The 26,714-nt window shown below is 59.9% G+C and carries 25 protein-coding genes; 3 read left to right on the forward strand and 22 right to left on the reverse strand.

The features are described from left to right. Positions 1–48: 48 nt before the first annotated feature. Complete coding sequence (locus ACSSVY_RS02610) at positions 49–1,284, reverse strand: MFS transporter (protein WP_454267868.1); 1,236 nt, start codon at positions 1,282–1,284, stop codon at positions 49–51. 446 nt (positions 1,285–1,730) lie between these two features. Between ACSSVY_RS02610 and ACSSVY_RS02615 the strand changes: the two genes are divergently transcribed. Next, positions 1,731–2,537: a methyltransferase domain-containing protein gene (locus ACSSVY_RS02615; RefSeq protein WP_454267869.1), complete on the forward strand. Its 807-nt coding sequence runs from the start codon at positions 1,731–1,733 to the stop codon at positions 2,535–2,537. A gap of 190 nt (positions 2,538–2,727) precedes the next feature. Here the strand turns inward: ACSSVY_RS02615 and ACSSVY_RS02620 are convergent, their stop codons facing one another. From ACSSVY_RS02620 to ACSSVY_RS02685, 14 genes are all read right to left on the reverse strand, one after another. After that, the gene (locus ACSSVY_RS02620; RefSeq protein WP_454267870.1) at positions 2,728–3,285 is read right to left on the reverse strand and encodes a YceI family protein; all 558 of its coding nucleotides are present in this window, start codon (positions 3,283–3,285) and stop codon (positions 2,728–2,730) included. 34 nt (positions 3,286–3,319) lie between these two features. Further along, on the reverse strand, positions 3,320–3,922 hold the full coding sequence (locus tag ACSSVY_RS02625) for an ImuA family protein (protein ID WP_454267872.1): 603 nt from the start codon (positions 3,920–3,922) through the stop codon (positions 3,320–3,322). Positions 3,923–4,183: 261 nt separating this feature from the next. Beyond that, complete coding sequence (locus tag ACSSVY_RS02630) at positions 4,184–5,494, reverse strand: ATPase (RefSeq protein ID WP_454267873.1); 1,311 nt, start codon at positions 5,492–5,494, stop codon at positions 4,184–4,186. 93 nt (positions 5,495–5,587) lie between these two features. Further along, a complete protein-coding gene (locus ACSSVY_RS02635; RefSeq protein WP_454267875.1) occupies positions 5,588–6,088 on the reverse strand; it encodes a prepilin peptidase in 501 nt (166 codons plus the stop codon). A 9-nt stretch (positions 6,089–6,097) separates the two neighbouring features. Continuing rightward, positions 6,098–6,955, reverse strand: coding sequence for a tetratricopeptide repeat protein (locus ACSSVY_RS02640; RefSeq protein ID WP_454267876.1), 858 nt, complete (start codon positions 6,953–6,955; stop codon positions 6,098–6,100). Positions 6,956–6,984: 29 nt separating this feature from the next. Then, positions 6,985–7,536 carry a tetratricopeptide repeat protein gene (locus ACSSVY_RS02645; protein ID WP_454267878.1) on the reverse strand — a complete coding sequence of 184 codons (552 nt, stop codon included), beginning with the start codon at positions 7,534–7,536 and terminating at the stop codon, positions 6,985–6,987. 10 nt (positions 7,537–7,546) lie between these two features. After that, the gene (locus ACSSVY_RS02650) at positions 7,547–8,524 is read right to left on the reverse strand and encodes a type II secretion system F family protein (RefSeq protein ID WP_454267879.1); all 978 of its coding nucleotides are present in this window, start codon (positions 8,522–8,524) and stop codon (positions 7,547–7,549) included. A gap of 10 nt (positions 8,525–8,534) precedes the next feature. After that, positions 8,535–9,503 (reverse strand): type II secretion system F family protein, encoded by a 969-nt coding sequence (locus tag ACSSVY_RS02655; protein WP_454267880.1) that lies wholly within the window; start codon positions 9,501–9,503, stop codon positions 8,535–8,537. 5 nt (positions 9,504–9,508) lie between these two features. Continuing rightward, the gene (locus ACSSVY_RS02660; protein WP_454267881.1) at positions 9,509–10,948 is read right to left on the reverse strand and encodes a CpaF family protein; all 1,440 of its coding nucleotides are present in this window, start codon (positions 10,946–10,948) and stop codon (positions 9,509–9,511) included. A 17-nt stretch (positions 10,949–10,965) separates the two neighbouring features. Beyond that, a complete protein-coding gene (locus ACSSVY_RS02665) occupies positions 10,966–12,207 on the reverse strand; it encodes an AAA family ATPase (protein WP_454267882.1) in 1,242 nt (413 codons plus the stop codon). Positions 12,208–12,461: 254 nt separating this feature from the next. Next, positions 12,462–13,121 carry an OmpA family protein gene (locus tag ACSSVY_RS02670; protein WP_454267883.1) on the reverse strand — a complete coding sequence of 220 codons (660 nt, stop codon included), beginning with the start codon at positions 13,119–13,121 and terminating at the stop codon, positions 12,462–12,464. 14 nt (positions 13,122–13,135) lie between these two features. Beyond that, entirely contained in the window at positions 13,136–14,554 is a 1,419-nt protein-coding gene (locus tag ACSSVY_RS02675) for a type II and III secretion system protein family protein (protein ID WP_454267884.1), read from the reverse strand. 210 nt (positions 14,555–14,764) lie between these two features. Continuing rightward, a complete protein-coding gene (gene cpaB, locus ACSSVY_RS02680; protein ID WP_454267885.1) occupies positions 14,765–15,634 on the reverse strand; it encodes a Flp pilus assembly protein CpaB in 870 nt (289 codons plus the stop codon). Between the two features lie 575 nt (positions 15,635–16,209). Next, a complete protein-coding gene (locus tag ACSSVY_RS02685) occupies positions 16,210–16,407 on the reverse strand; it encodes a Flp family type IVb pilin (RefSeq protein ID WP_454267886.1) in 198 nt (65 codons plus the stop codon). A gap of 355 nt (positions 16,408–16,762) precedes the next feature. Here ACSSVY_RS02685 and ACSSVY_RS02690 point away from each other — a divergent pair, with 355 nt between their 5' ends. Then, the gene (locus ACSSVY_RS02690; protein ID WP_454267887.1) at positions 16,763–17,581 is read left to right on the forward strand and encodes a lytic transglycosylase domain-containing protein; all 819 of its coding nucleotides are present in this window, start codon (positions 16,763–16,765) and stop codon (positions 17,579–17,581) included. 48 nt (positions 17,582–17,629) lie between these two features. Here ACSSVY_RS02690 and ACSSVY_RS02695 read toward each other — a convergent pair whose 3' ends face one another. The 6 genes from ACSSVY_RS02695 to ACSSVY_RS02720 all read right to left on the reverse strand — a co-directional run bounded on the left by ACSSVY_RS02695 (position 17,630) and on the right by ACSSVY_RS02720 (position 24,263). Further along, positions 17,630–18,259: a 3-oxoacid CoA-transferase subunit B gene (locus tag ACSSVY_RS02695; protein WP_454267889.1), complete on the reverse strand. Its 630-nt coding sequence runs from the start codon at positions 18,257–18,259 to the stop codon at positions 17,630–17,632. Then, a complete protein-coding gene (locus ACSSVY_RS02700) occupies positions 18,259–18,954 on the reverse strand; it encodes a CoA transferase subunit A (protein WP_454267891.1) in 696 nt (231 codons plus the stop codon). Before ACSSVY_RS02700 ends, ACSSVY_RS02695 begins: the two co-directional genes overlap by 1 nt. A 127-nt stretch (positions 18,955–19,081) precedes the next feature. After that, a complete protein-coding gene (gene topA / locus ACSSVY_RS02705; protein WP_454267892.1) occupies positions 19,082–21,802 on the reverse strand; it encodes a type I DNA topoisomerase in 2,721 nt (906 codons plus the stop codon). A 158-nt stretch (positions 21,803–21,960) separates the two neighbouring features. Beyond that, positions 21,961–23,112, reverse strand: a complete 1,152-nt coding sequence (gene dprA / locus ACSSVY_RS02710) for a DNA-processing protein DprA (protein ID WP_454267894.1) — start codon at positions 23,110–23,112, stop codon at positions 21,961–21,963. 345 nt (positions 23,113–23,457) lie between these two features. Continuing rightward, positions 23,458–23,925: an SRPBCC family protein gene (locus ACSSVY_RS02715; protein WP_454267895.1), complete on the reverse strand. Its 468-nt coding sequence runs from the start codon at positions 23,923–23,925 to the stop codon at positions 23,458–23,460. Beyond that, positions 23,922–24,263: an ArsR/SmtB family transcription factor gene (locus ACSSVY_RS02720; RefSeq protein ID WP_454267896.1), complete on the reverse strand. Its 342-nt coding sequence runs from the start codon at positions 24,261–24,263 to the stop codon at positions 23,922–23,924. The genes ACSSVY_RS02715 and ACSSVY_RS02720 overlap by 4 nt, the downstream gene beginning before the upstream one ends. Before the next feature lie 318 nt (positions 24,264–24,581). On the opposite strand from ACSSVY_RS02720, the gene ACSSVY_RS02725 reads away from it, so the two are divergent. Beyond that, positions 24,582–25,127, forward strand: coding sequence for a YaeQ family protein (locus ACSSVY_RS02725; protein ID WP_454267898.1), 546 nt, complete (start codon positions 24,582–24,584; stop codon positions 25,125–25,127). A gap of 19 nt (positions 25,128–25,146) precedes the next feature. Here the strand turns inward: ACSSVY_RS02725 and tldD are convergent, their stop codons facing one another. Then, positions 25,147–26,568 (reverse strand): metalloprotease TldD, encoded by a 1,422-nt coding sequence (gene tldD / locus ACSSVY_RS02730; RefSeq protein ID WP_454267900.1) that lies wholly within the window; start codon positions 26,566–26,568, stop codon positions 25,147–25,149. Between the last annotated feature and the right edge of the window lie 146 nt (positions 26,569–26,714).

Genomic DNA, 26,714 nt, shown 5'->3' on the forward strand with positions numbered 1-26,714 from the left:
CTGTTCCTTGACGGTTTGGCCTCGTTTAGCGTGGTTTTGCAGGCAGTTCTAGCGCTCGTTCTTGTCTTTGTCGCGACTGCGTCCGGTCAGGCGGCCAATCAGGAAGGAGGTGCGTGGCGACCAGACATAGGCGGTGCGACGTTCTGCAACCGGGCGTGCGCGCATGCGAACAAGGCCAAAGACGACCAGAACGGCGTGGCCGGCGGCGATCATCACGAACATGGCGGGGGGCCCGTAAACCTCAATCAGGGTGGAGGCCATGAGCGGGGCGGCGATGGCGCCCACGGCGAAGAAGAACATGAGGGCGGCGGATAGCTCGACCCGCTCATGCGCTTCGGCGAAGTCATGGGCGTGGGCGGCGCTGACGGAATAGATGGGAAAGGTGGTCATGCCAAAGAAGAAGGCGGTCATCAGAATGCCGAATGTGTCAAGATTTTCGGTCATGGCGGTGGCGACCGAGGACAGGATTGCCGCGACCGAGAGTCCGATCAGGACCCAGCGACGGTCATAGCGATCGGCAAGCCAGCCGACCGGGTATTGCGCCACGGCACCGCCCAGAACGAAGACCGCCAGAAAGCCTGCGATCTGGTCCACGGCCAGACCCACCTGTTGGCCGTAGAGTGGCCCCACCATGCGGAACGAGGCGCTAGAGAGCGCCGCGACCAGCACGCCCGCCGCCGCCAGGGGTGAGCAGGCGATGAGCAGCATGGGACGCAGACGCGGGGCATCAGGCGTTTCAGGCTCGCGCAGGCGCGACAGCGTGAGCGGCAGAAGCGCCGCGCAGCAGAGCAGCGCCAGAAGGTTGTAAGAGACGTAAGAGGCTGGAGCCAATATGGAAATGAGCATCTGTGCCGCGAGGGATGCCCCCATGTCCACCACGCGGTAAACGCCCATGGCGCGGCCGCGCGTCTCATTCGTGACCTTGGCCTGAAGCCACGCCTCGATCACCGTGTAGCAGCCCGCGACGCAAAGGCCCGAGGCCACGCGCATCAGCGCCCATGCGTAGGGGTCGATCACCAGCATATGCGCCAAGAGGCCGATGGCCCCTGCGGCGGTAAAGGCGGCAAAGGCGCGGCTGTGCCCGATAGTGCCCATCAGGCGGGGGGCGAACCAGCAGCCGATGAAGAAGCCCACGAAATGCGCAGAGCCGAGGAGTCCGATCTGGGCCGTGGTGAAATCGAGCGCCAGACCCGAGAGCGCATCAAGTGGACCCACCCCGCCTGTCGAGAGTTGCAGGAGAACGACCGAGAGGAAGAGGGCGGCAAAGGAAATCATCAGGCGCATGGTGGGGCTACCATGGCAGGACGTGGGGAGGTGGACCAGATGTTTTCGACATCAAGCGTCGGTTTCGGGCAAGGGTGTGCGAATGGGGGTGAGGTGGGGGAAGGATGGGGTTTTGGTGAGGCGGTGGGAGTGGGGCCACTTGGAGGGACGCGTGTCCGACCTGTGGTTGAAGTCCATGCGAATGACAGCAAAGCGCGGGAAACGGGATATGCAAAGGTGGTGCCGTTTCCCGATAGCGGCCTTTCGTGTAGCCTGCGGCGAAGGTCTGGAAAGAGCCCATATTTGCGAATGCTGCAAAGTGTTTGAATGGCGGCTTACCTTGGCCATCAACGCAGTTCTGAACAAACTTATTGACACAAAAGAGCGCTGCTCAGCCTATTCAAGGCCTTTAAGGTAGCCTTTCCATAAACTCGAACTGATGCCGCTTAAGATTGTGAGGAACGCCAATGTCTGACCCATTTGCTGATGTTGATAGCACAACCCCCGAGATGATCGAGATTATCGCCTCAGCGTTGGAGACCCGTGCTGCTGACCCAAGTATGTCGCCGGTGATCGACAGCTATCTTGACGCATTGGTTGTTGCGGACGGCGCTCTGATTGTTGACATCGGATCGGGAACCGGAGGTGTGACACGGCAGATCGCAAACCGATTTCCCTCTGCAACTGTGTTGGGAATCGAGCCTTCCGTAGCGCTCACTGAGAAAGCCGTGGAACTTGCGACTTCTCTGCCAAACCTTTCCTTTGTTGTCGGCGATGGGTCCCGCCTTGATCTTGAGGACGCATCTGTCGACATTGCGATTTTGCACACGGTACTATCACATGTTCCTGCCCCAGCAACTTTGATAGATGAAGCTGCACGCATCTTACGACCCGGCGGCACGCTGGTGGTTTGCGACGCAGATTTCTCGAAAGCCGCGATGGGCGTCGTTCCAGGCGACCCACTTGGCAGTTGCGCAGTAGCATTCGTCAACGGAGCTGTGACCGATCCTTGGCTGACCGGCAAGTTGAGACCCCTGATGAAGACAGCGGGCTTTTCTATAACTAATTTCACGATTCAGAACCGAGTTGTTTCCGAGGGTATGGGTTCAATGGTGTGGGTTCGCATGTCTTCGGCCCGTCTCGTTTCTGAAGGTGTGATAGGCCAGCCTCTCGCCGACGCGCTGGAAGCTGAATACATCCGGCGCGCAGAGGCAGGTGTTCTCTATGGTTTCTTGCCGTTTGTAACATTGATTGCATGCAAACCGACCAAATGATCCAAACGAAAGCTAACTGGTAAGTCCGGTTGGCTATTTTGGCATAATCAGCGAAAGCTCACTTTGTCCGCATCTTACCAACTCGCGACGCGCGCAGCGAAGGTCAGCTATCGAAAACTCATGTCTAGAGCTGGTGCTCCGCCGCGGGGCTGAGGGCAGTCAGTCTTTGAAACGACCCTATGCTCCCTCCCTACCTCTCCACCTGCGCCACGATCCTCAACCCGATCTCGGGGCCTACGAGGGTGGCATATCCTGAGGCGCCGAAGGTGTGGCGGTTGAGGGTGCCGGTGAGCAGGATCGTGAGGTGGGAGAGGTCCTTGGGGTCGGTGCCGGGTTGACGGTAGAGGCCCGCGGTGAGGGTGACGGGGTGGGTGGTGCCGCGCACGGTCAAGAGGCCGGTGATCCGGGCCTCTTGCAGCGTGCCGGTGATCGCGGTCGAGCGGAAGGTGATGGTGGGATGGCGGGCGGTATCGAGCAGGTCGGGCCCCTTCATCGCCTCTGTGGCGAAGACAAAGCCCGCGCGGGTGCCGGTGGCGTCGAGGGTCACATCGACCCGGCTGGCGCTGAGATTGCCCAGATCAATCCGCATATCCGCCGATGTGATCGGCATGGTGCCGCGATTGTTGCCGATGGCGGCCTCATAGGTGAAGCCCACGGTGGAACGGGCCGTGTCGAGGCGATAGGTCTCGGGCGCGGCGGGGGCCTGCGTGGTTATCAGGCAGAGAGCGAGGGCGATGCGGCGGATCATAAGAGAGGATACGCGCGGCGCGGCCAAACGGATGTCACGTTTGCTTGAGCGCCCATGCGCCGGGCTGGCCGCTGAGGTGCCATGCGGCGGGGGACGCTGTACGGGCGCGGCGGCGGGCGAGGTGCCAACGGCCGGCCTCGGGCGTATGGGCCGAGGCCATGTGCCAGCGGGTTTCCACCCCCGGCGCGCCGCCCTCGCCCGGCGTCAGGATCAGGCCCAGAGGGCGGTGAGGACCGCGCGCCGCCCCTTCTTCGGCGGCGAGATGCAGGCGGCGCACCGGGGTGAGGGCGGGTGGTTCTGGCAGGTCGGCAATGATGAGGGGGGCGGTGCCGCTGCGCAGCGCCTCTTCCATGCACCACAAGAGATCCTCGCGCCGGTCGGGGGTGATGAAGATCAGGGCTTCCGGGCCGTTTTCGGCCCCGGTAAGGGGGCAGATGCCGTCGGGATTGAGGCGATCTGAGGCCCATGCCGGGGCGATCCAGAGCACGGGGCCGCGCAGGGCGCCGATGAGGAGCATCGCAAAGCTGTGGCGGGCGGGACCGGCGCATTCATGCAGGCGGGCAAAGGGCAGGTCGAGCGCGCCCAGAAAGCGGAGGGCGGGGCGGTGCGAGGTGCGGGTGAGAAGCGGAATCGTCATGGGGGGAGCATAGCGTGTTCGCGTAATGTTCTCAATTGGGGGTGATGGTGTTAAACGCTGAGCCGCGCGGCAGCGCGTGCCGCGCCTTGCTTCGCACGGGGGGCAGACGAGGCTCAGCAAAAGGCTAAGAGTGCTCTAAAGCACGTCGCGTTTGATCGGGTGCACATCGCCCCGGTTCCCGAGCCGGGGCCTTCACGCTACCTCGGCGACGTCCCGGGTCAAGCCCGGGACGGGTGTGGTTTCGATGGAGCGCAATACGCCCTAGTGCTGGATCTCTTCCTCGCGCACGAACATATTGGCCCATGCGCGTTCGATGAGTTCGGGGGTCATCTGGTAGGGGATGCCTTCGAAATTGCAGATCGAGATCATCTGGTCGATCAGGAAAACCGGCTGATAATTGGCGTAGACATTGTCGATCGTGGGGTATTTTTCCTTGATCAGATAGATCAGCGCAGCCTCATCCAGCGGCATGCCCTTTTTGCGGGCGACCATGGCGAAGATCTTGAGGAAGTCGGATTGGCAGGGGCCGTCGATCTTGATCTTGTAAAAGATCCGGCGCAGCGCGGCCTTGTCGAAGATCGAATTGGGGTGAAAGTTGGTCGAGAAGATCACCAGCGTGTCGAACGGCACCTCGAATTTCTCGCCCGATTGCAGGGCGAGAATGTCTTTGGCCTCTTCGAGGGGCACGATCCAACGGTTGACGAGGGACTGCGGCGGTTCCGCCTGACGGCCAAGGTCGTCGACGATAAAGATGCCGCCGGTGGATTTGAGTTGCAGCGGCGCCTGATAGGTGCGGGCGGTCGGGTTATAGACGAGATCGAGCATCGACAGGCTGAGTTCGCCGCCGGTGATCACGGTCGGGCGCTCGCAGCGGACATAGCGCGTGTCAAAGGTGCGTTTGCGGCGCAGGCTGCCGGGATCGTCCACCTCGACCTCGGCTGATGAATGCACGATGGGGTCATAGACGGTGATGACCTGCCCCGCATATTCGATGGCGCGGGGCACGTAGATCTTGTCGCCCATGGCGTCGCGGATACCGTTCGAGATCGAGGATTTGCCGTTGCCGGGCGGGCCATACATGAGGATCGAGCGACCGGCGCTGACCGCAGGGCCGAGGTGATCCAGCAGGGCGTTGGGCAGGACCAGATGCCCCATCGCATTGGTCAACTGTTCGCGGGTGATCTGGATGTTGCGGATCGACTGGCGCTTGACCTGTTCGCGGTAGACGGCGAGCGGCACTGGCATCGCGCCGAAATATTCCGACTGGCTGAGCGCATCAAGGGCGCGGGATTTGCCCGCGTCCGTGAGCTGATAGCCCATCTCGCCGCCCGAATTGGCGTTGAGCGTGCCGGTGGCCTCGATCAGCCTTTGCCCGCGGGCCATGTCGATCAGTTCCTGTGTCACCGCGCGTGGCAGGCAGATCGCCTCGGCGATATCGGTGGCAAGGTCGAGGTTCTTGCGGAACATGGTTTTGAGCAGGACGTCGCGCATCATCACGACGGGCAATCGCATCTCTTCCAGCCGGGACGGGGGCGGGGGCGGCTGGACGCCGGTGCTGGCTTGCATGTTCATGAGGTCTGCCTGTGCTGGGTCGGACTGCTATTACGCAACCGTGACATGCAAAGGTGTAGAAATTAAGGAAAGGGTCGGGCAGCTCTGAGGCGTTCAACTGCCAAAGGCTGCGCCAAGGCCCAGATAGATCGCGAGCGTCCCGCCCAAGGCAAAGCCCATCGGGAATTTCTTGCCGGTGTTCCAACTCTGCCAATCGGGCGCCAGACGGCGCAAGGGGCTGTATTTTATGACGCGGTGCGTGACAAAGGCCCCGAGCAGCGTTGCAGCAAAGATCAGGCAGAGCGTGGCTGCATCGCCAAGCGCCACAAAGGGCGCGGCGGCGGCGATGAACTTGGCGTCTCCAGCACCCATCAGCCCGGCCGCATTCATAGCAATGCCCGCCATGAGCATGACCGCCAGATGCGCAAGCCGCCACGGATAGTCCGAAATGGGCAAGGCAATCAGGCCGACGACGAGAAAGATGCCCACCAGTGTCAGCACGGCGGTGTTGGGGATTTTCATCCGGCTCAGATCGCTCCACGCCGCCCAGACGCAGACCGGCAGCACGAAGGGCAGGAACCAAAGCGCAGCCTTCGCGGTAATCTCGAGCGTCATCGAGCAGCCTTAGCTTGCCACATTCGTTTCAAGGGCGCGTAGGGAGCGCACGGCATCCTCGAAATGCTGCGGGTGGGTTTCGATGGCATCGCGCAGGAGACCTTCACCAATCGCGGTATCCCCCTGTTTGATCGCCGACAGGCCAAGGGTATAGAGAAGCTGCGCACGCTCTGACTGGCTGACCGGCAGGACCGGCAGGGAATAGTTGCGCTGCGCACCGCGTGCGAGAACAAGGTTGTTCTTGGCGGTGAAGAGGGCCGGGTCCTGACGCACCGCATCGGTAAAGAGACGCTCTGCCCCGGCAAAGTCGCCGCGGGTCAGTTTTGAATAGCCCCAGTTGTTCATCACGCTGGCGGGTTGCGTTGTCAGACCGACGGCGGTCTCGTAAAAGCTGTCGGATTTTTTCCAATCCTGATTGCTGTCAGCGATCATCGCCTCAAGCCGATAGCGTTTGAAGGTCTCGTGTGTGGGGGGGATCGCGTCCAGCATGGTGTCTGCGCGTTCCCACTCGTTATTGCGGATCAGGGCATCGGCCAGATCGACGCGGTCTTCATCGGTTGCTTCCTTGTGGTCGGTGACCTTAGTCCAGGTGGCCACCGCCTCGGTGTTGCGTTTGGCACGCACGAGCGACTTTCCCAAACCTCTGAGAAGGTCGATGCGGTCCGGTTTCTCTCCAACGGCGCGTTGGAAATAAGCCACCGCCTCGTTCGGGTCGCTGGCGGTTAGCATCACATCGTTGAGATTGGTTTCGTCCACGACGTTGATGTCCTGAAACGCGCGGTCCACGTCATTGCCCGTGGATTTATCGCAGGCGGACAGGGCAAACGCGCCTGCCACGCACAGGGAAACAAGAATAGGGTGGCGCATTTTTGCGTCCTCTTACTGCCTCAGCCTCGTCACGGTATCTTGCGGATCAGATAGTCGCCACTGCCCCGCCGTACCAATTTGTAATCTTGCTCTTCTTCCACACCATAATCAGAATTTTCTGTTTTTGCGAGTGCTAAGCGCAAATTGTCGCGGATTGCGTCACTTTCGCCATTGTCGAGCGCATAGGCACGGCGCAGGATCTGCTCTGCTTCTGGGTATTTCCCCTGTTCGACCAGCACGACGCCCAGATTGTTCCAGGTTTCCGGGGTCGCATCGGGCATTTCTATGGCCTCGCGCAACAGACGTTCGGCAGTGCCAAGGCGACCGAGTGCAAGATTGGCGCTGCCCAGACCGGCCAGCACATCCGCTGTCATGCCATACGAGACCGCGGCGCGGGTATAGGCCTTGTGGGCCAGTTCGTATTCGCCCGCATCCATCAAGCGATGACCGACGAGAAGGCCGTCAACGGCTTCACCGCCGGGGGCCACTCCGGGGGCGTAGGGCCCCGTGGGAGCTGCCGGTGTCACGCACCCTGCCAGAGCGAGTGTGCCCGCCAAAAGTATCGCCGCTCGCCCTACCATATCGCCCCATTTAATTAGCGGCCATGGCGAACAGTTTCATGATGCCCAGAACCGACGGCCCGACCAGAATGATCAGCAATGGCGGCACTGTAAGCATCATTGTAGCCAATGTCATCTTGGTCGGCAGTTTGTTGGCCTTTTCCTCGGCGCGCATGACGCGTTTGTCACGCATCTCGGCGGCATAGACGCGCAGCGCCTCGCCAATCGAGGTTCCGAAGGTCTGCGATTGGACCATCACGGTCACAAAGCTGGTGATATCCTGCACACCGCAGCGCTCGGCCATTTCGTTGAGAACCGATGGTTTGTCCCGCCCCGCCTTGATCTGAAGGGAAACGATCTCGAATTCCTCTGCCAACGCCGGGTAAGAGGCGCGCATTTCACTGGCGACACGAATGATGGATTGATCCATGGATTGACCGGCCTCGATGCAGACGAGCATCATGTCGAGACTGTCGGGGAAACCATCCTGGATCTCTTCTTGCCGCTTCTGCTGGCGTTTGGTGATCCAATATTTGGGCATCATATAGCCGATACCGGCAGGCCCGAGGATGTACATCAGCGTTTCTTGTGTGCTGGTTTCGGTGCCCGATTTGAACAGGACGTAGTAGATCACCCCCAGAATCAGCATGCCGATGCCGAGTGCGAACTGCGCAAAGTGAAAGTATCGCACTGCGTCGCGATGGCGATACCCAGCCTGCATCAGCTTAAGGCGCATCTCACTCAGTTGCTTTTCGTTCTGCGGCTCTAGAAAGGTGGCGTAGCGGTCAAGTTTCTTATTCTGCTTACCGGCCCGCAAATTGGTTTTAACCCCGAGAGCCTCTTGGGTTCTCGCTTGTTTGAGCTTGTCCAGCGGGTCTGGTTTCTGCCGGAGCATCATCGGAATGGTGACGAGCACAAGCATCACCCCCAGCCCACCGACCGCGATCAGAGGCCCGAACGGCCCGAGAGCGCCCGTGAGAATGTCATTGAGGGTTGCGAGAAATTGCATGATGTGTTCCTCAGACCTTGATGTTCACGAGGGCGCGCATGACGATCAGGTTCATCACCAGAAAGACACCGACGACCAGCACGGCGGGAATGAAGAAGGGATGTTCCATCGCCTCGTTGTAATAGTCGGGCTTGATCACCTGGATGCCGATGAGGGCCATGATGGGAAAGCCGGAGAGAAACTTGCCGGACCATTTCGCCTCGGCTGTGATTGCCTTTACCCGACGGAACAGACGAAAGCGGGCGCGGATCACCTTGGCCAGACCGGCAAGGATTTCAGCCAGATTGCCGCCTGATTGCTGCTGAATGGTGACCGCCACGGCAAGAAAGCGCAGATCCTGCATATCCAGCCGTTCGGCCATCTCCTTGAGCGCCTCGCCCATGTCACGGCCATAGGCTGCCTCATCCGCGATGATGCCGAATTCTGTGGCGAGCGGATCGCCGACTTCGGTTGCGACAATGCCGATGGCGGACGAGAACGGATGCCCGACCCGCAGGGATCGCACCATGAGTTCGATGGCATCTGGCAGTTGTTCTTCAAGCAGCGCCATACGCTTGCTGGCCTTCATGCTGATCCAGGTAAAGATACCGCCCACGCCAATGCCGACGGACGCAATAGCGCGCACGGGCGCGGCGGTTTCGGTCCCGACCGATAGGCCGATGAAGGCCAGCACGCTGAGGGCAACCATCAAGAGGATCAATTGCTTGGGGGTAAAGGCAATCGCCGCTTTTTGTGCCTTGTCCGACAGGATCGCATAGAGCGGCAGTCTGCGCGCCTTGAGATGCTGTTGCATCTCCTTGCGGAGTTTTTCCATCACCTCTTCGCGATTGCCCGATTTGTCGAGCATCTCGAGCCGTCGATTGACTCGGTTGTTGAGGCTGATCGAGCGACCGAAGACTGTAAGGTAGATGCCTTCGACAAGGACGAGAACGCCCACGAAGATCAACGCATAGATGATCGGTTCGGCACTGATGGACATCTGCGTTACTCCGCTGCGATGGGTTCGTAGATATGTGTGGGCAGGTCATAGCCCCAAAGACGAAAGCGCTCGGAGAAATGCGAGCGGACGCCGGTTGCAGTGAAATGGCCGATGATTTTGTTCTCGGGGCTGAGGCCCACCCGCTGAAAGCGGAAGATTTCCTGCATCGAGATCACATCGCCCTCCATCCCGGTAATCTCGGTGATCGAGGTCATCCGGCGTGAGCCATCCTGAAGGCGGCTGGCCTGCACGATGAGGTTGACGGCGCTTGCGATCTGGCTGCGCACCGCCTTGAGCGGCATTTCGATGCCCGCCATGGCGACCATGTTTTCCATTCGGCTGATGCCGTCGCGCGGGTTGTTCGCGTGGATCGTGGTCATTGATCCGTCATGTCCAGTGTTCATGGCCTGCAACATGTCGATCACCTCTTCGCCGCGCGTTTCCCCCACGATGATACGGTCGGGCCGCATGCGGAGCGCGTTCTTGAGGCAGTCGCGGGGGGAAACCTCGCCCTTGCCTTCGATGTTGGGCGGGCGGCTCTCCATCCGGCCCACGTGGATCTGTTGCAGTTGCAATTCGGCGGTGTCTTCGATGGTCAGGATGCGTTCGTCATTGGCGATAAAGGACGAGAGCGCGTTGAGCGTGGTCGTCTTACCAGAGCCTGTGCCCCCGGAAACGATCACGTTGAGGCGCGTGGCGACGGCAGCCTGAAGATAGGCAGCCATTTCCTCGGAGAAGGCGCCAAAGCGTACCAAATCGTCAATACCAAGCTTGTCCTTCTTGAATTTACGGATTGATACGAGGCTGCCATCCACCGCGACCGGGGGCACCATCGCGTTGAACCGCGATCCGTCGGCCAGACGGGCGTCAACATAGGGGTTGGATTCGTCCACGCGGCGTCCCACCGCCGATACGATCTTGTCGATAATGCGCAGGAGATGCTTTTCATCTTTGAAGGTGACGTCGCTGAGTTCCAGTTTGCCCGCGCGTTCAATAAAGATCTGGTGTGGGCCATTGACGAGAATATCGTTGACCGTGTCATCCTTGAGAAGGGTTTCGAGCGGCCCGAGGCCCTTGACCTCGTCATAAAGCTCTTGTGTGAGCTGCGTGCGGTCCTCGCGGTTGAGAACGATGCCCTTTTCCTCAAGGATTTCGCCCGCAATCGAGCTGATTTCAGCGCGCAAATCGGACTCGGTCGCTGTATCGAGCGCGGCGAGGTTGAGGTGATCGAGCATTGCGCGGTGCAGTTCGATCTTGATTTCGCTGATCCGCTCTTTGCGCTTGCGCTCTTTGTCCATGCCGACAGGCTTTGCGGCCGCGACTTGGGCGGGTCTGCGAAATGACTGGAGCGGGACCGCTTCGATTGATGCGGTTTTTGGGGCGGATGTGGGCACCGCGGCAGAGGGCGCCCGGCCCGGCTCGGATTTCTTGTAACGGGAAAACATCTGTTTCTACCCTTGTTTTAGGCCGCTTCGGCGTCGCTCTTGCCAAGAGCATGCAAAGAGCTGGCCAGCTTGGCGATTTCGCGGCGCAATGGATTTTTGGCCGTACTCGAGGCCAGTGGCAAACCATGATCCGAGCTTTGACAAACGGCGCGCCCGCCGTCCGGCAACAAGATCTCGATCCGTATTTCGAGACTTTCGGCCATGCGTTTCACCCGGCTCTTGCCGTTCAGATCGGTGAATTTTGGAGAGCGGTTCAAGCAATAGCGCAGCTTGTCCACCGGCAGATCTTCGGATTGCAGGGCCCGCTTGATCCGCAGGGCATTTTGCGCCGAGCGCATATCCAACTCAAGCGTCGTAAAGTAAACTTGCGCGGAATGCAGGACCGCTTCGGTCCACTGGACCAAAGACCCCGGCATATCAATGACGACATAGTCGAAGTGCTTGCGGGCGAGGGCCAGCACCTTGTTCACATCCTCAGAGGAGATCATGTCGAGCGGCAGGACATCCGACGGGGCGGTCAAGACCCAGAGCTTTTCCTCGAAGGCGACCAACGCCTGCCGGAATATGTCGTCGTCCAGCGCCTCGGTATCTGACCACATTTCAAACACCACGTCGCGGCGCGGCAAATCGAGATAGGTCGAGACAGAGCCGAATTGCAGGCTGAAATCCAACAGGCATACGCGGGGGGGATTGGCTTTCTCGATATTGGCCAGTTCCCATGCGAGGTTGACAGCCAGCGTGGTGGCGCCCGTGCCCCCCGCAAGACCCTGAACCGCAAAGATCACGCCATCGCCAGCTGTCGGTGTCGCAAGCGCCGCATGTGTGAGCGCCGGGGCCAGGTGAACCGGCACAGGGGCTGTCCGCAGCCGTTCAATCGCGGCCTGAAGTTCGCCTTCGGGAAGGGGGTAGGGGACAAATTCATCGGCACCCTGGCGCAGCAGTTGATGCAGTGCCGCAGGGGTCACGTCCTCGGCAATGAGAATGACTTTGACGCCCTTCTTGTTGGCAAGCCCGATGATTTCACCCAGCATGACCAGATCGTCCTCGTCCGCTTCGTCAATCGCGACGGCGACAAATTCCAACGATTCGGCTTCTGGCTGGTTGAAAAAGGCCAAGGCCTCGGCAAACCCGAGATCCCCCCAGGCCTCGCCCATGGCTGCCTCCATATCCTCGATCAGCAGGTCAAAATTCTGGACATCGCGGCTGATGGTACAGGCGATGATCGGGCTTTGATCTGATTGTTTTATAACACTACTCATCATTCGGTCCTGTTCTTGCCGCCGCTGTGCAAGCATTGCCGGCCCCCTGTTGAACACGGAAACGATGGCAATCTCACGGAGCGCTGCATACGACGGAAACTTTTGGCTCTAGGGGAACATGCGCGGAAATATTGGCGACATTTGGGCTAAAAGATCGTAATTGTGCGATGTTCAGAGACAAAAAACCCGCCCAATTGGGGCGGGTTTAAGGTGGTCCGGGCTAAGCCGAACAGGGAGAAATCAATATCCGCAAGCTATTGGTCGGATTGGGTCGTGCCGGACGTCTCGATCATCATAAGTTCCGATCTCGGCACGGCGCTGTTGATGTATTCGCGGTACACAACTTGGGCGTATTTGCCATCCATTATGATCGGGTGGGATTGGACAAAGCCTGACACCTCGGTGACGGTGCGCCGGTTGCGGCGTTCGCGACCATCGGTCACGATCAAGGGCTGAGTTTCGCCAAAGGACGCGACCGCCTCAAGCCGGGCTCTGCTTATGCCCTGACTGGAGAGAAAGCCGACAACCGCCTGAGCGCGTCGCAGGCCGAGGGTCTTGTTGTAGCTGTCCGGCCCGACGGCATCCGTATGACCATAAACGCGAAAACGCACTTCGGGGAATTGATTAATCCATCTGGCCTGTTCGCGCAGCGTGTCGCGCGCGCCTGAGTCCAGTTCGGCCGAGTTGAAGGCGAAGTTGACGGTGCTCAACACCTCGCTGGCAAAGCGGTTCGCCAAATCGTAGGTATAGCTGCGCTCTCCCGTCATCACGAGGTGGTTGTTCATCACCGCCTCTCCGAAATGGCCGCTATCCACATGTGCGCCCGCTTCGTTGAAATACGAGCGGTACACCTCGTCTTGTGGGGCACAGGCCGAGGCGGCGATCAGGCCGGCAAGTGCGAGAACATGTTTCATGGCCAGTCCCCTGCTCAATCCATCACATAGCCGTAGGATCCGGTGAAATCCTGCTTGGCCACCTCACCCACTGCACCCCGGTCACTGACGCCATTGGCAACGCGACCATTCAGGAACAAATCTTTTTCCGACGGCAGTTTCACGCGGTCTGTCGGCAAGGCAAGCGCCTCACCACGGGAGGGTGACACCAAATGCACCGACACGATAATCACGAGCTCGGTCTGCGAGCGCTGATAATCGGCACTTCGGAAGAGTGCGCCCAAGACCGGCACATCGCCCAGCCACGGAACCTGACCAGCATTGTCGCGGAAATCATCCTGCAAGAGACCGGCAATCGCAAAGCTCTCGCCGTCGCGCAGGGCCACAGTCGTGGACGTGTCGCGGCGGCGGAAGGCAGGGATCGAAAAACCGTCTGAAACCAACGAATTGCTCGTATCAATCGAGGATACCGCTGCCGCCATCTCGAGGTTGATAATGCCGTCGTCCACGACGCGCGGCACAAAGTTCAGCTCGACGCCGAAGGGTTTGAATTCAACGGTTGTGGTGTCGTTATCCTGAGCCACGGGCACCGGAAATTCGCCACCTGCAAGAAATTTGGCCTCTTGGCCCGACAACGCGGTCAGGTTCGGTTCTGCCAAGGTGCGCACAACGCCCTTGGTTTCCAGTGCCTCAAGCAGAATGCCAACCTCGACCGAGCCCACGTCAAAGCCGAAGTTAAAGACGCCGTTGTTGTCATTCGAACCAGGAATTACCCCCGCCGTCGACCCTAGCACGCCACCTAGCGTGTTATTGGTGTTGGTGCCGCCGAAGACGCCGACCTGATTGGCCCCACGCGCGTCGATAGAGAGCGAGGACGAGAGGGCCTTGGACACGCTGCGTTGCATTTCGGCAAAGCGGACCTTGAGCATCACTTGTTGCTTGCCGGAGACCGACATCAGGTTCGAGACGCGCTCGGGCGCGTACCGTTCTGCCAGATCGAGCGCGCGTTGCATGCGGGACGTGCTAGAGACCGTGCCTGATATCACGATGCCGTCATTGGCGCTGCGCACCTCAATCGGTTCACCAGGCAGGATCTGTTTCAGACGTTCCTTGAACTCTTCTATATCGGTGCTGACATGCACGTCGATATTGGTGATGAGTTGTCCTGCGCCATCAAACAGGCTGAGAGTGGTGCGCCCCGGGGTCTTGCCCAAGACATAGATCGTTCGGTCTGACAGCGTTGAAAAATCAGCGATGGCAGGATTTGCAATGCTCAATTCCGCGAAGGGTGAATCGCTCTCGACAACCACGGCCCTGTTCATCGCCACGCTGAGAACGCTGGACGTGCCGTTGCGAACGACACGGATCGTCTCTGCCTGTGCAGGCTGTGGTAAGTGCCCAGCAACACACGCCAGCCCAACGAGAGCCGCGCATAAATATCTACGCAATTTCATGTGACCTGCCTTTCCGATCACGCCTCATTATGTCGGGTCTTGACGCCCGGATTTGTGCCACATTGCGGCAGTTCGGTTTTTTTTTCAAGAATCAATGCAGTTTTGTGCATTTTTCTTATGAGTGTGACCAAATCCTACATATACGAGAAAAAGGCACCCGCGAGCGGGTGCCAATACCGAACATCGCTCAGCGGGTCAGTTCGTGCAGGGTCAGTTCGTGCAGGGAATGGGTGTCTCGATCACCTCGGCTCCACGCCGCGTGCGGATGGTGCAGGTTTCCGGGATCGCCTCCTGCTTGACAACCGCCTGTGCAGTGAGTCCGAGGAGCCGACGTTGGTCTACCTCGATGGACTGGGCAACCGTATCGTCCGACGCGCCAACCAGCGACAGCGACAGCCGTCCGGTGGATTGAGCTTGCGCCAATGCGGCAACTTGGTTTGGCGTGACCGCAACGGCCACTGTGCGGGCGACCACTGCCTCGGTCATATCCATATCGGCGACCTGATCAACTGCGATCAGTTTCACCCCTGTGTCTATCAGCTTTGTTACGTCGCCCGTGGAGTCTTCCTCGGTGCGCAGATTGCCCGCTCCGATGCTACCCGTCCAATAAATGTCGACTGTGTCTCCAGGGCGCAGGAAACCTGAAACGCCGCTGGTCACATCCACCTTGATGGCAAAGGCCCGCATGCCACGCTCCAATTGTGACGTAATACCCGCTTCTTCACCGGGCTTTGTGACCTTTACCGCAAGGATGGGTTCGTTTTTCTCCATGCGACGCAGCGCCTTGCGCACGACGCTTGCCCCGCTGGGAAACAGCTCTTCCGTGGAGCTGAAGGCTCCTTCTGGTAAAGAGTCTTTGGGAAAGGCGATCAATCGCACAGCTTCTGTGGTGAGAGGTTCGCCGTATTTTATCAATTGATTGGCCACATAGATGTCGACCGTTTCGATATTGGGCGCGCGCTGCTGACGCTCCAAGGCCAACTGCTGCTGATAGCCGTCGATGTAGGTCTTGGCCATATAGACCGCAAAACCCGCAAGCCCTAGGCCCAGCATTAGCACCAATCCGAAGACAATTCGCATGGCTATTCCTCTCCAGGTTATCTTTAAGGAGAAACCGCTATGCGATCTCCTATCTCGCACCATGAAATCTCATACAAATGCGGCGGAAGTTTGGATGTATCGAGAACGTTTCGCGGCGCTCGGCGTTGATGGAGTGTCTTTTGAAAGAGCAGAACGAAAGAACTCCAGAAGGATTAACCTTCCGGAGTTCGTCTCGAGGGTCGAGGATTGACTAGTTGCCGGTTCCGACAGTCACGTTGGAAACGGCAGTTGAAACGTTGCCGCCAAGTGATGTTGTCGCGTTTTGGATCGTTAAAATCGCGCCTACAGCCAGACCTACGACGGCTGCGGTGAGCACCACCCAATCGACAGTCACCGCCCCATCCTGGTCGAACGCAAATCGTCTTGCTATGTGTCGCATTCCAAAATTCGCCTTTCGGTACGGAAATTCCTGAACTTCGGCGTTTGGATGTTTTGAGTGTCTTTACGCTTTAACCAAGGTTCTGAATTTCGCGCATGAGCGCTTTATGTGTTTAGGGCATAATGGCCGCAAATCGTAGATTTGCGGCCAGAACTTTAAAAGTATTCGATACCGATCAGCCGCCGGTGCCGGGATCAGCAACTACTTGGTTTGTGACCCCGGTCTCGATCTTAGTAGCCAAGGCGTCGATGCCGTCGCTAACCGATGCCACACCAGCGATACCCAGGCCAACCACGGCTGCGGTCAGAACGACCCAGTCAACCGTTACGGCGCCGTCTTCGTCTTTCGAGAAGTTTTTGAAAAATTTGATCATTGTTGGTCCCTCCAAAGGATCAGTTGCTTGTGGTGTTACAGCCGCTTCAGTTTAGGACCCGATTTTTTTAATGGCCCGCTGCCGTCGTGGTGTGAAGCCATATAGCCGGTCAATTCGGGCGGGAATTTGGCGGCAATGGACCGATTTTTGAGTGACCAGAAGAAACTTCATAAAAAATCTTAAGACATTGACAAACAACAAAAGAAAATCTGAAAAACTGTTTTGCTTCGGGTTTGAAGGGGGGATTGTGGCGCAATTGTGCGGTGCTCGGACCCTTAATTACGACAATACTGGCGCCGGAGGCGTATTTTTGCAATACTTGACACAATCAATCAGAGGCAGAGCAGCGCCCGCTATGAAAATTTTAAGTCTTTTGGTGTTTGCTGCGATTCTTGCAGGAACCGGCCCCGTTGTGGCGCAGGAGCCGCAACCCTTCGCTGACTTCACCTTCAAGCGGGAAAAGGCACCTGCGCCGGGGGCACGACGCGGACCGCTCGTGCAGGTTACGCCCCAAGCCCCTGCGCCTCGTGTCAAAAAGACGGACACACCTGCGCCTGTTACCCCTGACGTGCCGCGTAATGCGGCCTATGGGTGGTTCTGGGAACTTGTCCCCGCCGATCAGCAAACCGATCCTAATCTGCGCCTGCGAACGGCGATGGACCATCTGAGCAGACCACCCGCTGGCAAATACGTGAGCGCGCCTCGGCTACAATCGGTGCAAGACATTGCCCGTTCGGAAGGTCGCCATATCCTCAGCGAGACCATCGGCACGCAAATCTCTCCTGCATTGGTTCTGGCGGTGATCGCTGTCGAATCCTCTGGGCGGCCAGCGGCACTCAGCGGGGCAGGGGCGCAGGGGCTGATGCAGCTTATGCCGGATACGGCCCGTCGCTTTGGTGTGACTGACAGCCTGTCGCCTGCCCAGAATATCCGGGGCGGGGTGGCCTATCTGGACTGGCTGATGACGGAGTTCAAAGGCGATGTGGTGCTTGCGCTTGCGGGGTACAATGCCGGCGAGAACGCCGTCAAGCAGCACGGTGGCGTGCCGCCCTATACAGAGACCCGCGACTACATCCCCAAGGTGCTGGCCGCCTATGAGGTGGCGCGTGGCCTCTGCAAGACGCAGCCGGAATTGATCACGGACGCCTGCGCGCTCAATCTCGCGATGAAGTAAGGGCCGAACGACGCAAGCGCTCGGCCCTTGGATTTCAGTTGACGATGATCAGTTGACGATGGTCGCCTCGGTCGCGGCGCGCAATTCGTCTTCGGTGACCCCTTCGGCCAACTCGACAATCTTGAGACCGCCGTCGACCACGTCAAGAACGCCCAGGTTCGAGATGATCCGATTGACCACGCCCGTGCCGGTGAGCGGCAGGGTGCAGGATTTGAGCACTTTCGACTCGCCATGCTTGTTGGTGTGGTCCATGACCACGACCACACGGCCCACACCCGCCACGAGATCCATGGCGCCGCCCATGCCCTTGACCAACTTGCCGGGGATCATCCAGTTGGCGAGATCTCCATTCTCGGCCACTTCCATCGCGCCAAGGATGGCCATGGCGATCTTGCCACCCCGGATCATGCCGAAACTCAGCGCGCTGTCGAAATAGCTGGTCTGCGGCACTTCGGTGATGGTCTGCTTGCCAGCGTTGATCAGGTCCGGGTCTTCGGTGCCTGCGACTGGAAACGGACCCATGCCCAGCATGCCGTTTTCCGATTGCAGGGTGACGGTCACGCCTTCGGGGATGAAATTGGGCACCAGTGTCGGAATGCCGATCCCGAGGTTCACATAGGTCCCGTCCTGGAGTTCGAGCGCCGCGCGTGCGGCCATCTGATTGCGATCCCAAGCCATTATGCTGCCCTCACGGTACGTTGTTCGATGCGTTTCTCATGTGTGCCTTGTACGAGGCGATGCACATAGATGCCCGGCAGGTGGATGGTGTCGGGGTCCAATTCGCCGGGTTGGACGATTTCCTCGACCTCCATGATGCAGATCTTGCCGCACATCGCGGCGGGCGGGTTGAAGTTGCGGGCGGTCTTGCGAAAGATCGCGTTGCCGGTGGTGTCGGCCTTCCACGCCTTGACGATCGAGAGGTCGGCAAAGATGCCCCGTTCGAGAATATAAGTCTCGCCGTTGAAGTCCTTGTGTTCCTTGCCCTCGGCCACCTGAGTGCCGACGCCGGTCTTGGTGTAGAAACCGGGGATGCCGCAGCCGCCCGCGCGCATACGCTCGGCCAAGGTGCCCTGCGGGTTGAATTCAAGTTCCAGCTCGCCCGAGAGATACTGGCGCATGAACTCGGCATTCTCGCCCACATAGGAGGACATCATTTTGCGCACTTGCCGCGTTTGCAGCAGGATGCCGATGCCAAAATCATCGACGCCTGCATTGTTGCTGGCAAAGGTCAGATCCTTGACGCCAGAGTCGCGGATGGCTGCCAAGAGCAATTCGGGAATGCCACAGAGCCCAAAGCCGCCCGCCGCGATCAGCATGCCATCCTGCAAGATCCCGTCAAGCGCCTCGGCGGCAGAGCCGTAAACCTTTTTCATTTGAAACTCCTCCAGACAGTTTTCGGCCCCGGTATGGGGCGCATTGTGGGCACGAGTCAACGCACCCCTCTCCGCAACGACACGGAATTAGGATTACTACGTAGACCCAGCTCTGTGCGGCGTGGAACTATTCGCCTGCGGCGGCCCGTTTGGCAGGGGCCTTTGCGCTGCTGGCTTTTTTCGCAGGAGCCTTCTTCGCCGGCGGTTTTTTCGTGGCCGGTTTCTTGGCGGCCGCGGTTTTGGCGGCAGGCTTCTTGGCTGCGGTCTTGCGCCCCTTGCCGGGTTTGGAGGCCTTGGCGGCAATGGCCTCGACGGCCATCTCCATCGTCACATCCTCCGGCTCGGTGCCTTTGGGCAGGGTCGCGTTGACCTTGTCCCACTTGATATAGGGACCATAGCGCCCCTCAAGGATCTGGATCGGGCCGCCATGTTCGGGGTGGTCGCCCATTTCGCGCAGCGCCTTGGCCGCAGCACGTCCGCGCCCACCGGGATTGGCGCGTTTGGCGGCCAAGAGTTCAACGGCTCGGTTCATGCCGATCTCGAACACATCGTTCGGGTCTTTGAGATTGGCGTAGACCGGTTTGGCCTCTTCGGGCGATTGATGCATGAGATAGGGGCCAAAGCGCCCGAAATTGGCGGAAATCATGCCGCCTTCGGGGTGTTGGCCCACCTCACGTGGAAGGCTGAGCAGGGTGAGCGCCTTTTCCAGCGTCATCGCCTCTGCGCTCCAGCCTTTGGGCAGGCTGGCGCGGTCGGGTTTCTTGTTCTCTTCCGACGCCTCGCCGCGTTGCACATAGGGGCCAAAGCGACCCGAGCGCAGCGAAATCTCAATGCCGTTCTCATCTTCGCCCAGGATACGGTCGCCATTCTCCCCGGCATCCCCGCCGATGGGACGGGTGTAGCGGCATTCGGGGTAGTTGCCGCAGCCGACAAAGCCGCCCGAGCGCGAGGTCTTGAGATGCAACTGGCCGGTACCACAAAGCGGGCATTGACGCGGGTCGCTGCCATCCTCGCGGGGGGGATAGAGTGTGGGGGCAAGGGCCGCGTCGAGCACATCGAGCACCTCGGTGATGCGCAGCTCTGACGTTTCGGCGATCGCGGCGGAGAAATCGCGCCAGAACCGCGCCAGAATTTCCTTGTAATCCGCCTCACCCGCGCTGACGCGGTCGAGATCCTCTTCGAGATTGGCGGTGAATTCGTAGCCCACGTATTTGCGGAAGAAATTGATCAGAAAGACCGTGACAATGCGGCCCTTATCCTCGGGGAAGAGGCGGTTCTGTTCCTTGCGCACATATTCGCGGTCCTGAATCGTGGTCAGGACGCTGGCATAGGTCGAGGGCCGGCCGATGCCCAATTCTTCCATCTTCTTGACCAGTGTCGCCTCGGTGTAGCGGGGCGGCGGTTGGGTGAAATGCTGAAGGCCAAGGATGGCTTCGTTGGGAGAGAGCACGGCGGCGGTAGACTCGGCCCCGTCGCTTGCCTTGGCAAACTCAGCCCGGAGCGAGGATTTGGCAAAGGCTGCGGGTTCGCCCTGCATGATCTGTGGAAGGCGGCGATCATCCTCGTCGCCGCTGACATCATCGCGGCCTTCCTCATAGACCTTGAGAAAGCCCTCGAAGAGCATCACCTGACCGGTAGCACGCAGTCCCACCTGCCCATCGCTGCTGCCGATCTCGACGGTGGTCCGCTCCATCCGGGCGGCCTCCATCTGGCAGGCGAGGGTGCGTTTCCAGATGAGATCGTAGAGTTTGCGCTGATCCGCATCAGAGGTTTTGATATGGCCTGCGTCGCGGGTCATTTCGGTGGGGCGGATACATTCATGCGCCTCTTGGGCATTCTTGGCCTTGTTCTTGTACATGCGCGGTGATTTCGGCAGGTATTCGGGGCCGAACCGATCCTTGATCGCGTCGCGCGCGGCCATCACCGCCTCGGGCGCCATGTCGATGCCGTCGGTGCGCATATAGGTGATGTATCCCGCCTCATAGAGCCGTTGCGCCGCCGACATGCACTGTTTCGCGCCCATGCCGAATTTCCGGCTGGCCTCTTGTTGCAGCGTCGAGGTCATGAAGGGGGCGGAGGGGTTGCGGCTGGCGGGTTTCGCCTCGACAGACGTGACAGTGAGGGCACGAGAGGTGATGGCTTGCACCGCCAATTCGGCCTGTGTGGCGTTTTCGAGATCGAACTTGTCGAGCTTCTTGCCCGCGAGCGAAACCAGCCGCGCCTCGTAGTCCTGACCGCGCGGTGTGGTCAGCACGGCCTTGACGGACCAGTATTCGCGGGCGGTAAAGGCCTCGATCTCCATCTCGCGCTCGACGATGAGGCGCAGGCAGACCGACTGCACGCGGCCCGCTGAACGCGCGCCTGGCAGTTTCCGCCAGAGCACCGGGCTTAGGTTGAAGCCCACGAGATAATCCAGCGCGCGGCGGGCGAGATAGGCCTCGACCAGCGGCGCATCGACCTGGCGAGGATTCTTCATCGCCTCGGTGACGGCGGATTTGGTGATGGCGTTGAACACCACGCGGCTGACGGGGGTGTCCTTGGTGATCGCCTTGCGCTTGCGCAGGGTTTCTTCGAGGTGCCAGCTGATCGCCTCGCCTTCGCGGTCGGGGTCAGTGGCGAGGATCAGGGCGTTGTCGAGTTTGAGCGCATCGGCGATGGCCTTGACATGTTTTCGGCTGTCGACGCCGATTTCCCATGTCATCTCAAATCCGTGCTCTGTGTCGACAGAGCCATCCTTGGCCGGCAGGTCGCGTACGTGGCCATAGCTTGCCAGAACCGTGTAACCGTCGCCCAAATACTTGTTGATTGTCTTGGCTTTGGCGGGCGATTCTACGACGACAACGGGCATGGGCACTCCTTCCGACTCTGGTCGAGGCTTATGGCGGGGCACCATGTGGGCTGGCAAGGGGAATTGTCAATCTAGCCGTAAGGGTTGCAAAACCGCGACTTTATGACCCTGCACGGGGCTTTGCGGATCACGGGTGCCCAGAACCCTATCGACGATCCTTACCGTGCGAGCGCCAAGAGACCACCCGGAAGCCGCGTGATGCGCCCGTCGAGTTCGAGGTCAAGCAGCGCCGGGGCAACTTTGTGGGCGAGGGTGGAAAGATCGCGGATCAGCTGATCCTCGGCCAAGGGAGAGGGTCCGAGACGGTTGAGGATCTGCGCGTGCAGGCTCGCCGTTTCGCGCAGGCTGCGCTTGGGGACAGGTGCGGCGTCGAGGGGCATCTCGGTCTGAGGGGCGGGAGCTGGGTTCGGGAGGGGAATCTGAGGCAGGGCATCGATCACATCCTCTGCGTTGCGGACGAGAATGGCACCGTCTCGGATGAGCATGTTGCAGCCGCTGGCGCGGGCGTCAATCGGGTGGCCGGGCACGGCCATTACATCGCGCCCCTGATCGAGGGCGGTGCGCGCGGTGATCAGAGACCCGGATTTAGCGGCAGCCTCTACCACGACCACAGCCTGCGCCAATCCGCTGACCAGCCGGTTGCGGCTGGGGAAATGCCGGGCCTGCGGAATGAGGCCGATGGGCTGTTCCGAGAGGCGCAGGCCATTGGCGAGGATGTCGCTGGCCAATTTCGAGTTTTCCGCCGGATAGATCACATCGACCCCGCCCGCCATGACCGCGACAGTGCCACCGGTGAGACTGCCCAGATGGGCAGCGGTGTCGATGCCGCGTGCGAGGCCCGACACAATGAGATAGCCACGGGCCGAGAGATCTGCCGCGAGGGATTTGGCCATGCGGGTGCCGAGCGACGAGGCATTGCGCGCACCCACAAGGGCGATCATGGGACGAGCGAGCAGCGCGGCATCGCCCATGATCCAAAGAAGCGGAGGCGCATCCTGTATCTCTTGCAATCGGCTGGGAAATTCCGGATCTGAAGCGCAGATCAGGCGGGCCCCCGCGGCGCGTCCGGCGCGCAATTCCGCCTCGGCCACACCGACGGGGCAGGGGGTGTAATCCGCAACACCCGCCGTGCGCGCCACCTCTGGCAGGGCCGCAAGCGCCGCTTGCGCGCTGCCATGCGCTGCCATCAGGCGGTGAAAGGTGGCCGGACCAACCCGGCGAGAGCGCAAGAGGCGAAGCCACGACACCCGATCATCTTCCGTGGTGGGTGGGAGTGGGGGGTGAGTGGAAGGATGGGTATCTTCGGGCATCCGTGACCTCGCCTGCTTGCAAGATCATGGATAACGTTGAGAGGGTTAACGTGCGGTAAACCGCAATCAGATGAGTCGCATATTTTTCAGGAATTTCTCATAATATATTGATATTAAACAATACATATTTCTACTATGTAGGTTTTTATGGGCCGGTAACGCGTCGGTGGAGGTATTGTCTGCGTGTCAAGAGAGACCAGTCGTGAGCCTAGCGCGCGATGCGGGGCATGGATATGCGGCAATCCATGCATCGCTGACGGCGCGTGACCGAAAGCCTGCGTCAATCGTCAGGGCCCTGAACCCCCCTCGTGCAGAGGAAACGAGCGTCCGTTCGTCCGCCCCCGGTCACTTGAGCGATTGCGCGTAGGCCTCGAGCTGTGTTGCCACCGTTCCCCAGCCCTCATAGAAACCCATATCCTCGTGGCTCTGCCGCGCTTCGGATGACCGATGGCGTGCCGTTGCCGTGTATGTGGTTCCACCGTGTCCATTATCGGCAAACTCGACGATCGCCGTCATGAAGGGATCGGGGGCGGGCTTCCATCCTTCACTATAGGTGTCTGTGAACACCAATCGTTCGCCGTCGACCACGTCCAGAAAAACGCCCACGTTCTCCATCCGGTGGCCGTCGACATTCATTGTCGTATTGAATTTGCCTCCGACCCTCAGGTCGATCTCGCATGCCTCGATAACATGGGGTCTTGGTACAAAGAAATTCTTGATGTGCTCTGGGGTTGTCCAGCACTCCCAAAGCAGGGCCCGTGGAGCGTCGATGGTACGCGTGAATGTCAGATCGGTCTTGGGATCGAGGGTCATGTCTCTGTCTCCTGCATGAGAGTCGTGATGTAATCGTCAAAGCGGTCGAGACGCCCTTCCCAGATCGCACTCTGTGCGCTCAGCCAATTTTGGGCTGGTGTGAATGCCTCCGGGGACAGCGCACAGAGTCGCGTCCGCCCCTTTTTCCTTGAGGTGATAAGATTGGCCGCTTCGAGTTTTTTCAGGTGTTCCATGACGGACGGCAGCGCCATGTCATGCCCTGCGGCCAACGCGCTGACCGAGGCCTCGCCCTGCGCTAGACGCTGAAGGATCATGCGTCGCGTTGGGTCGCCAAGCGCCGAAAAGCAGAGATCAAGGGTGGGATCATACTTAGCCATATCCCTAAGTAATATCATGAGTGACGGGTGTCAATAAAACTTAGTTGGAACCCTAAGTGTCAGGCGCGTTCTGTCAGGCGTCGAAAGCGGTCGAGGTCTAAGGGCCCGAAAGCCCGCCCGGTCTGGTGGGTCATTACAAGAGGGACGGGTGGTCCGACGATCGAAACACCGCAGGCCGCCTGCCTTGACCCCTCGCGCCCTGAGCCAAGACACCATGGCAACACCATATCGCCCCTCTATGGGCTCGTGCTCATATCTGCTTTCAAACACGCGCCAGACGCAGTAGGCATCCCAATCTTTGAAGATTTGGGACACGTCATGGCGCAGAATGCCACCATCTATAAAGTTGAGTTATCAGTCTCTGACATGGATCGTCACTATTATGAGACCCATAAACTGACCATTGCCAAGCATCCTTCAGAGACCGAGGAGCGGCTTATGGTGCGCATCGTCGCGTTTGCGCTGAATGCCCATGAGCATTTGGAAATGACGAAGGGCCTATCGACGGATGACGAGCCGGACATATGGCAGAAAAGCCTCAGCGGTGAGCTTGATGTGTGGGTGGCCCTTGGGCTTCCCAGCGAAAAGGTGATGCGTCAATCCTGTAGCAAAGCCGCCAAGGTGATTGTCTATCCCTATGGAGGCAGGACAGCCGAGATGTGGTGGGACAAGGTCAAGAACAGCACCACCCGTTTTGATAATCTTCAGGTGATAAGTTTTTCCGAGAAGGACACGGGCGATCTGGCAAAACTGGCAAGCCGCGCGATGAAGCTTCAGATTAATATTCAGGACGGCGATGTGATGGTCAGTGTTGGCGAGAGTGTCGTTTATGTGACTCCGCTGAAATGGAAGACCGCGGCGTAAGTCACGGCCGCACGGCGCGCTACGTCGCCGAACCGCCCACAGTCAGCCCGCCGATCAGCACCGTCGGCTGGCCAACGCCCACGGGCACCCATTGACCCTGCTTGCCGCAATTGCCCATGCCGGGATCAAGCGCCATGTCATTGCCCAAGCCGCGGATCTGCTGGAGCGCGGTTGCGCCGTCGCCGATCAAGGTGGCACCCTTGACCGGCGCGCCGATCTTGCCGTCCTTCACGCGGTAGGCCTCTGTGCAGGAGAACACGAACTTGCCGTTGGTGATATCGACCTGACCGCCGCCAAAGCCCACGGCATAGATGCCGTCCTTCAACTCCGCCACCAGATCATCCGGTGTGGCCTCGCCGCCCATCATATAGGTGTTGGTCATGCGCGGCATGGGCGCGTGGGCGTAACTTTCGCGGCGTCCGTTGCCAGTGGGGGCCACACCCATCAGGCGGGCGTTCTGGCGGTCCTGCATGTAACCCACAAGGATGCCATCCTCGATCAGAACGTTCTTGGCCGAGGGCGTGCCTTCGTCGTCGATGGTGATGCTGCCGCGCCGGTCGGGGATGGTGCCATCGTCGAGCACGGTCACACCAGGGGCGGCGATGCGCTGCCCCATGAGGCCGGCAAAGGCGGAGGAGCCTTTGCGGTTGAAATCGCCCTCAAGCCCGTGACCGATGGCCTCGTGCAGCAGAATGCCGGGCCAGCCGGGGCCAAGCACCACATCCATCATGCCCGCAGGGGCCGGTTCGGCCCTGAGATTGACGAGTGCCACGCGCAGCGCCTCGCGAATCTTGGCCTGCCAGTCGGCGGGGTCAAGAAGACCGTCCAGCCCCACGCGCCCGCCTCCACCGGCGCTGCCATTTTCGCGGCGGCCGTTCTGTTCGACAATCACCGACACATTGACGCGGGTCATGGGGCGCGTATCGCTGACCTCGGTGCCGTCGGGGCGCAGGATCACCACCTCTTGCAGAGAGGCGGCGATCGAGGCTGTGACCTGGACGACGCGGGGGTCGAGATCGCGGGCAAAGGCATCCATCTCGCGCAGGGTGTCGAGCTTGACCGGAAAGCTGGCCCCGGCGATGGGGTCGGCGTCGGTGTATAGGCGGCGATTCGTGGGCAAGGGACCGTCGGCCAGCGTGCCGCCGCCCGCGCCCACCGCGAGTCGTGCCGTTTCCACGGCGCGCTTGAGAGCCGCGTCAGTCACCTCGGAGGAATGGGCATAGCCCGTGACCTCGCCACGCACCGCGCGCAGGCCAAAGCCCTCCGAGGCGTCATAGGAGGCGGTCTTGACCCGGCCATCGTCGAACATCAGCCCCTCGGCGCGGCGGCGTTCGAGAAAAAGCTCGCCATCGTCGGCACCCTCGGTTGCATCGCGCAGGCGCGAGAGGGCGGTTGCGCGGTCGAGCAGGGTCTCGAAGGGGCGAAAAGATGTGTCGGTCATCGGGTTTCTTTCTCTCCGGCGCGGTCTGGGACGGGCCTTAATTTGATTTAAATCAAAAAAGCGTCCGTTTGCCGCAATGGTCTTTCTTGTCGTTTCAGGCAGAATATGGTTTTAGACGACACCGAGACAATGGGATTCCGCCCGGT

The sequence above is a fragment of the Roseovarius sp. MBR-51 genome, from assembly GCF_053628575.1.